The organism is Tannerella sp. (genome assembly GCF_030528505.1).
Lineage (GTDB): Bacteria > Bacteroidota > Bacteroidia > Bacteroidales > Tannerellaceae > Tannerella.
Genome location: NZ_JAUMYS010000048.1, coordinates 1 through 8468 on the forward strand (window position 1 = coordinate 1; position 8468 = coordinate 8468).

The 8468-nt window shown below is 48.4% G+C and carries 5 protein-coding genes; all 5 read left to right on the plus strand.

Features of this window, described 5'->3' with window-relative positions; genetic code table 11:
- On the plus strand, positions 1-197 hold a 197-nt coding region (locus Q4A89_RS08450; protein WP_303184882.1), incomplete at its 5' end, for a hypothetical protein.
- 490 nt (positions 198-687) lie between these two features.
- Positions 688-3717, plus strand: a complete 3030-nt coding sequence (locus tag Q4A89_RS08455) for a TonB-dependent receptor (protein WP_303184883.1) — start codon at positions 688-690, stop codon at positions 3715-3717.
- Positions 3718-3736: 19 nt separating this feature from the next.
- Positions 3737-5371, plus strand: a complete 1635-nt coding sequence (locus Q4A89_RS08460) for a RagB/SusD family nutrient uptake outer membrane protein (RefSeq protein WP_303184884.1) — start codon at positions 3737-3739, stop codon at positions 5369-5371.
- Between the two features lie 78 nt (positions 5372-5449).
- Positions 5450-6919 (plus strand): DUF6057 family protein, encoded by a 1470-nt coding sequence (locus Q4A89_RS08465; protein ID WP_303184885.1) that lies wholly within the window; start codon positions 5450-5452, stop codon positions 6917-6919.
- Between the two features lie 25 nt (positions 6920-6944).
- Complete coding sequence (locus Q4A89_RS08470; RefSeq protein ID WP_303184886.1) at positions 6945-8405, plus strand: cytochrome C biosynthesis protein; 1461 nt, start codon at positions 6945-6947, stop codon at positions 8403-8405.
- Positions 8406-8468 lie beyond the last annotated feature (63 nt).

Consider the following 8468-nt stretch of genomic DNA (forward strand, 5'->3'; position numbering starts at 1 on the left):
TGTTTTCGGTGCGAAGCCCGAGTAAAAAACGTCGACGCTTTCCGCTCCTTGTACTCCGTTGCCGTCCGACGGTGTGTTGGAGTTTTTTCCGTCTTGCGCACGAAGCGTTTACGCATCTCATCGACATGCGCTTTGATAGCGCCGTCTTTCCGCGCCACTCCATTGAGGCAGGAATAGACCTCGTCGGCGTGGAGTAGGGTATCGTTATTCTTAAATAGCGGTTCAATTAAATCGGAAACATGTTATATAACATATACGGTTGTTATTTTCTTATAAAAAAAACGAATACTTTTGCACGCTCTAAAAAAAACAGCTTGAAGATAAAAAAGTGACCCATACGAAGTCAGAGAAAACGCCGATAAGTAGGAACAAGAACACATTTCGAGGCTTTTGCACTCTATACAAGAGTGGAATAGGGATTTTTTATCAATATTTACAAAAAATTAGCGGGGGGGGGTACCCTTATTTAATTCTTCTGCCGAGTTTTCATCCGGCTTTTCTCCCGTTTTTTCCGAAACCCCATTTATTTTTTTCGATATCGCAGGCGGTATTTTTTGTACCGTCCGATATTGGTGCGCTTCCTTTCGGATACGAGAGGAGACGATCCTTCTATGCCCGGAACGCAAATACAGCAGATGAGATGAACGAATGGAACAACAACATAGTATTTATTAAAAACAATCAAGAATGAAACGTAGACATTCAATTTGTAAATGGAAAGGAATACTGTTTGCTTTGCTGTGGACAGTATCGTTGGGAACGTTTGCTCAGACCATTACCGTGCGCGGTACGGTAATGGACGATACGGGCTTGACCGTTATCGGAGCATCCGTTGTGGTAGAGAGTAACCGCACAATCGGTACGATTACCGATATCGACGGGAAGTATGTATTGGAGAACGTGCCTTCGAACGGCAAACTTGTCTTCAGTTACATGGGGATGCAAACACAGACCGTGGCGGTGTCCGGACGGACAACGATCGACGTGACGATGAAGTCAGACGACAAAATGCTGGACGAAGTCGTAGTCGTAGGGTATGGTGTACAGAAGAAGGCGAACTTAACGGGTTCCGTGGCCTCGCTTCAGGCCGAAGCGCTCGAAGCGCGTCCGGTAGCGAGTGTCTCTGCCGCATTGGCGGGAACGATGCCGGGGGTGACGACGATTCAGAATTCGGGTGCGCCGGGCGCTCAAACGGGAACGATCACGATCCGCGGTAAGAACTCGATCAATGCCGCCAGCCCGCTGGTGATTGTAGACGGAGTGCCGGGAAGCATGAACTCGATCGATCCGCAGGATATCGAGTCGATTTCGGTCTTGAAAGATGCGGCTTCATCGGCTATTTACGGGGTGCAGGCGGCCAATGGGGTTATCTTGATTACCACCAAGAAAGGAAAGACCGGAGAGCGGGCGCGTGTGAATTACTCCGGATTAGTGTCATGGGCAAGTCCTACGGCCCGCCTCAATTTCCTCGGAGCAGCCGACTACGCCGTCTTGTACAACGAAGCCACACGCAACGAAAATCCGAATGACCCGCTGCCGTTCTCGGACGATGATATCCGGAAATTCCGCGATGGTTCCGATCCGATCGGTCATCCCGATACCGACTGGTATAATGCGGTGATGAAAAAGAGTGCGATGGAAACCCAACATAACGTTTCCATCAGCGGCGGATCGGAAAGTACGACGTATATGGCTTCGTTGGCTTATCTCTTTCAGGACGGATTGTCGCAGGAAAAAAGCTACGACCGGTATAACGGACGTATCAATCTCGATTCGAAAATCAACAAGTGGGTAAGCGTAGGAATGAATGCATCGGCCTATCGCGGAACGGATCAGGACGAATTTGAAGGATTCGCGTCATTGTTGCAATACGTGAACCGTATTCCGCCCACGTTAGGGATTTATGACAAAGACGGGAAATTCAGCTACAACAACCTGAATAATCCGGTTGCTCATCAGGGACGGACAGGGCTTTACCGTCAGATAAACCAGCAACTGAATGCAACGGCTTACCTTACGCTGACTCCCATCGAAGGGTTGAGTATCAAAGGAGTCTTCTCGTTGCGTCACGATGCGCGCGATGAACGCAAATTCAAAAAACACTGGAGCTACGGAACATTCGATTCGGGCAAGCGTGAAGGACATCACAACTATTATAACTGGAACTGGTACACTTCGCAATTACTGGCCAATTATAATAAGACGTTCGGTAAGCATACGATTGGTCTTCTGGCTGGTGCCGAACAAGTGGAATATACGTATCGGTATACTGAAACGAGCCGTACGGGTGGCGGAAGCGATGATCTTCCCGAATCGCTCAATACGCTCGATGCTTCGTCACAGAAAAATCTTGACGGCGGATATGAAACGGCGCGTCTTTCGTACTTCGGACGTGTTCAGTATGACTACGAGAACAGGTACCTGTTCGAAGCCAATATGCGTGCCGACGCTTCGTCTCGCTTCCCGAAAGACAATCGTTGGGGTTTCTTCCCTGCCTTCTCGGCCGGATGGAGACTCTCGGAAGAAGCATTTATCAAAGACCGCTTCGATTGGCTCAGCAACCTTAAGTTGCGTCTGGGATGGGGTAGAACCGGTAACGAAGAATTGAAAAATAACGATATCTATCCGGCTGTTCCGACGTATGCTTATAATGACAAAAAGAATTTGACAATGTTCGGCAATACGCTTTACTCGACGGTACACGAATCGCGTTACGTGAATCCGAACCTGAAATGGGCAACCGTGACCAACTATGAGCTGGGGCTTGAAGCTGCTTTCCTCAATAACATGATCGGTTTCGAACTGTCGCTCTACAAAAAACGTACGAACGACATGTTGCTTTATCTTCCTATTCAGGGCGTGATCGGGATGAATCCTCCGGCACAGAATGCCGGAAATGTGGAGAACACTGGATTCGATTTGAGCATTTTTCACAACAATCGGATTAACAAAGATTTCAGATATAGCGTTAATTTCAATGTGGCTTACGTGAAGAACGAGATTACCGATATGTTCGGTACAGAAGGTGAAGACCCGGATAACAAGAAGATATGGCGTCTGGAAGGACATCCCATCGGTTCGTTCTACGGATTTGTGGCCGATGGCTATTTCAATACCGAAGAAGAACTGAAGAACCATCCGAAACGTTTGGGACGTGAAAAGCTCGGAGACATTAAATACGAAGACCTGAACAGAGACGGGAAAATCACAGCCGGTGACGACCGCAGGGTGATCGGTAAGAACTTCCCGAGTTGGACCGGAGGATTGAATATCGGTCTCTATTATAAAGATTTTGACTTTTCCATGCTTTGGCAAGGCGCATTCGATGTAGATGCGTATTATACGATGGAAGCTGCATATTCTTTCTTTAACAGTGGAAAAGTACTCAAGAGACACCTCGACCGCTGGACGCCGGAGAATCATAATGCTTCGTATCCGCGTATCACCAGAAACTCACAGACGAACTATGCTGTGTCGTCATTCTGGCTGCAAGACGCTTCGTATGTACGTCTGAAAAATCTCTCATTCGGATATACGCTTCCCAAGCACTTGCTCAGCAAAGCCGGAATCGACAGATTGAAAGTTTTTGTGTCGGGTGAGAATTTGCTGACTTTCTCCGGACTGGACGGATTAGACCCCGAATCACCCTCCGATACGCGAGGCGCTTTTTATTCGAACGTGAAAAAAGTTTCACTGGGACTGAAAATGACATTCTAATTTTAAAAACGATAAGATAATGAAAATAAAACATATATATATGGTCGTTGCGATGGCCGTGTTGGGTATGACTTCTTGTGTAGATCTGGATCGTTATCCGCTCGAAGAGCTGTCGGACAATAGTTTCTGGAAGAGTCCGGACGATGCCGAAAAAGCAGTCTCGAACCTGTATACTTCACTCCCTTACTGGGACGTGGACGGTGCGATTAATTCGGACGATGCGGTGCACGGAATCAAATGGGCGGCCGGCAATATATCGAAAGGGGTGTATGACCCGCAGGATTTTAAGTGGAAAGATAACTACGCAGCGATCCGTAAAGCGAATATCGTGCTGAGCAAGATAGCCCTTATTCCCAATTATGAGGCGGAAAAGAAAAACCGCGTGCTCGGGCAGGCTCATTTCTTCCGTGCATTTCAGTATTTCGATTTGATTCGCAGTTATGGTGATGTGCCTTATATCGATAAGCCGTTATCGTTAAGCGATCAGGAAGGTATTGTGCGTACTCCCCGCGAAGAGGTGTACGGCAAGGTGATGCAAGACTTCGACAAAGCCATTGAATATTTGCCGAAATCGTGGAAAGCGTCGGAATATGGCCGAGTAACCAAAGGTGCGGCGCTGGCCATGAAAGCTCGTGCGGCATTGTACTACGGCAAGTGGGATGTGGCTGCCGAGAGTGCGAAGAAGGTTATGGAGCTGAATGAATACTCGTTGTATGATGAGCAGAATACCGGGAAGTATCAGGAACTGTTTTGGGAGAAAGCCGACGGATGCAAGGAGTTTATTCTGGTTAAACAATTCAAGGAAGCCGAGAACTCGTGGTATCTGATCGGTTGGGAAGCATTCCCGACGAAAGGATGGGGAGGTATTAACCCGACACAAAGTCTGGTCGATGCCTTTGAAGATATTGAAGGCGCTCCGATTGCCAAGTCGAAACTCTACGATCCGAAAAAGCCGTTCGAAAATCGTGACCCGCGCTTGGAAGTAAATGTGTTGCATCATGGGGAAACCATGTACGGCGTTACGATTAATGTGGCTCCGTTGAAATCGGCTGCTCCGACCGGTATCGGTCAGCACGGAGATGCTACGGCTACCGGTTATTATCAGCAGAAATGGCTTGATCCGTCTATCGATCCTTCATCGAAAGGTTGGGACATGGGGAAAGACGCCGTGGTGATCCGTTACGCAGAAGTGTTGCTCACGTATGCTGAGGCTAAGAATGAGTTGTCGCCGTTGGACGATGAGGCCTTCAAGGCTGTGAACGCTGTGCGTAAACGTGTGGGCATGCCCGAACTGCAAAAGACCGATGCAAGCAAACCGACGTATTGCGCTACGCAGGACGATTTGCGCCAGCGTATCCGTAACGAGTGGCGTGTGGAGTTTGCCCTCGAAGGGGGCAAACGTCAATGGGACATTCGTCGCTGGGGCATTGCCAAGAAAGTGCTCAACGAACCGTTCCTGGGGCTGAAGTATAAGTTGGTCGATTCGCCCGATGCGAAACAGGGTGACGGAGGAAAGATTTGTATTCTCTACGAAGGAGAGAATGTCAAATTGACCGGCAGCAAGTACGAAGATCATAATTACGTCTATCCGGTTCCGCAGGAAGAGCGTGATTTGAACAAGGCTTTGACGCAAAATCCGGGCTATCCGAATTAAAGCGTTTGAGTCTATATAAAAAAGGCTGTCCCGCAATGCTATTTGTGGGGCAGCCTTATTCACTTTTTTTATCATACAATGAAATATTTGAAATACGTTCTATTCGGCCTGCTTTTCCTCGTTTATTTTACGGCATATCGGGGCGCGTTGTCGCACGTGATTACGTATCATGAGCAGCATCACCTGTTTCTTTTCTCCGCCTCGTATTGGCGGCAGACCCTCGCCTCCGAAGGCTGGCTGGAATATGTCACGAACTTTGTCATCCAATTCTTTTACTATCCGGTAGCAGGAAGCGCTGTATTGGCATTTATGCTCGCTTCCGTTTATTTTTTAACAGATCGCATCATCCGAAGATTCGTAGAAGGGGAGGATCCGTTTCAACTTGCGGTCGTGCCTTCGCTTTGCCTTTTCTTTTATACCATGCCTGTCGATCATTCCCTCAAAACGGTCGTCGGTGTGTTCCTGCTTTTGTTCCTGATTAATCTGCTGCTGCTATTTGTGAAACCGAAACGAAAAATCGTCCGTTGGCCGCAGTCGTTCGGCCGTTACGGACGCATTTGGCTGACCGTAATTTTTCTAACGTCATACGCCGCGGGTGGCTATGTGTTTTTTCTGAAATCGTATTCCGTCGGCGAGCGTATCATGCTCAAGGCCGAGCAGGCAGCCAAGGCCGGAGATTGGGAGAAGGTGCTGGAATATACCGGAAATTATCTCGGTCGGGGAAGAAGTAACCAACTGATCGCTTATTTTCACAATTTGGCATTATACCATACCGGCGCGTTGCCTTATCGCTTGTTCGACTATCCGCAGGCATTGGGAGTCAAGAGTCTGTATTTTCCATGGGACGGGAATAGTCGTGAGAGCGAATACGGATACTTGCTTTATGAGAAATTGGGCTACCTCAACGAGGCGCATCGCTGGGAGTTCGAGGCGATGGTCGTGTGGGGAGAGACGGCTCCGCACCTGCTTAATCTGGCGCGTTATAATCTTTCGAACGGTCGTCCGCGCGTCGCGCAGCGTTTTATCAATCTGCTTAAGCAATCACTCTTCTACCACGACGAAGCACTTCGGCTTGAACAGTCGGCAGGGAATCCCGATCATATGCTGCCCCGAAATGCGCTGAGAAATACGGAAGATGTACCGGCACGTTTTGCGAATGTACTGAATCTCGGTCCCGAACTGCAATATTTGTGCGAGAAAGATACCGCCAATCGAATGGCCTTCGAATATTTGATGAGCCATTTACTGCTGAGTAATCACGTGGAGCGGTTTGCTCGAAATCTCCCGCTCATGCGCCGTTTTGCTTATCCCTGCTTATCACAGGCTTACGAGGAAGCTCTTTATATTTACGAATTGGGCGTAGGTCGGGAGAAGGTGTTTGAGATGACCGGCCTTACCGTCAGTGAAGAAACCAAACGGCGTTTTGAGCGTTACTACCGTCTGGCAGAAGCCCGGCAGATGGAGACTTTACAAGCCGAGTTCGGGAAAACGTACTGGTTCTACCTCAATTATATCAGTCCTTACGGACCTAAAGTGATCCGTGATTAAAAAAACAAATTTAAAAACAATCGATATGAATACTCGATATATTGCATACCTCTTGTTGCTAAGCGCTTTCATGTTTGCCGGATGCGTTTCGTATCATGCTCCCGAAGCACATAGTGAAGCACAACCCCGAATATATCCCGATTATGCCGGCGTTACGTTTCCCACCAATATTGCTCCGCCCAATTTTATCATCCGTGATACGGCGGAGGCTTATCAGACGGAGATTGGTTATGCGGAAACCGTGGCGATTCTGATTAGTAGTAAAGACCCGACGGTACGTATCCCCGAAAAGAAATGGAGTAGCCTGCTGAAAGAGGCGCAAGGCAAGGACATTTTCTTTCGTATCAGTTTGCTGAAAGAAGGACGATGGATAGGCTATACGGATATTATCAATACGGTTTCCGAGCATCCCATAGACCCTTATCTCGTTTATCGCCTGTTGTATCCGGGGTATGAATTGTGGAACGAAATGGGAATCTATCAGCGCGATTTGACTTCGTATCAGGAGACTCCGTTGCTGGAAAACCGCGACTTCGGCAAACAATGTGTGAACTGTCATTCGTTTACTCTCAACTCACCGGAGACTATGATGCTGCATATCCGCGGAAAGCAGGGAGGAACGCTGATTCGTCGAAACGGACAGACGGAGAAGGTGAATCTCAAACCGGAAGAATATAAAAACGGTGCGACGTATCCGGCTTGGCATCCGCAAGGACGTTACATCGCTTTTTCGATGAATGAGATCCAGCAGTTCTTTCACGCATCGGGCAAGAAACCGATCGAAGTCTCCGACCTCGATGCCGACCTTGTGATTTATGATACGCAAACTCGAAAGATATTCACCGATTCGCTCGTTTATACACGAGACTATATGGAGACTTTCCCTGCATGGTCGCCCGACGGAACGACGCTTTATTTTTGTCGTGCCGCAGCTTATGCTCCGGGTGCCGCTCTCGACAGCATCCGGTACGACTTGTATCGCATCCGTTTCGACGAAAAAGAGGAACGTCTGCATGATCTTGAATGCGTCTATCAGGCGTCTGCAATCGGTCGATCCGTTTCTTTCCCGCGCGTCTCGCCCGACGGACGATATGTGATGTTTACGCAGTTCGATTATGGGAACTTCTCGATCTGGCATCCCGAAAGCGACTTGTATCTGATGGATTTGCAAAGCGGAGCGATTCGTGTACTTGATGAAGTGAACAGCAACGATGTGGACAGTTATCATACGTGGGCTTCGTCGGGCGATTGGTTTGTCTTCAGCAGTAAACGTCTGGACGGACTTTGGGCACGCCCTTATCTGGCCGCTTTCGACCGTTGTACCGGACGTGCCGGAAAGCCTTTTCTGCTTCCGCAGAAAGATCCGGAATTTTACGATTCGTTTACGTACACGTATAATGTCCCGGAATTGATTAAAGTTCCGGTAGAGAATAACAAAGATTTTTTGGAGGCTATCGGTCGGACAGCGCTCCGAACGACTCGTTGAGATGGCTGAAAATAGAGAAAAATAGTGTCTTTGTGATGCCTCCGGAAGTTTCCGCGAAACTCG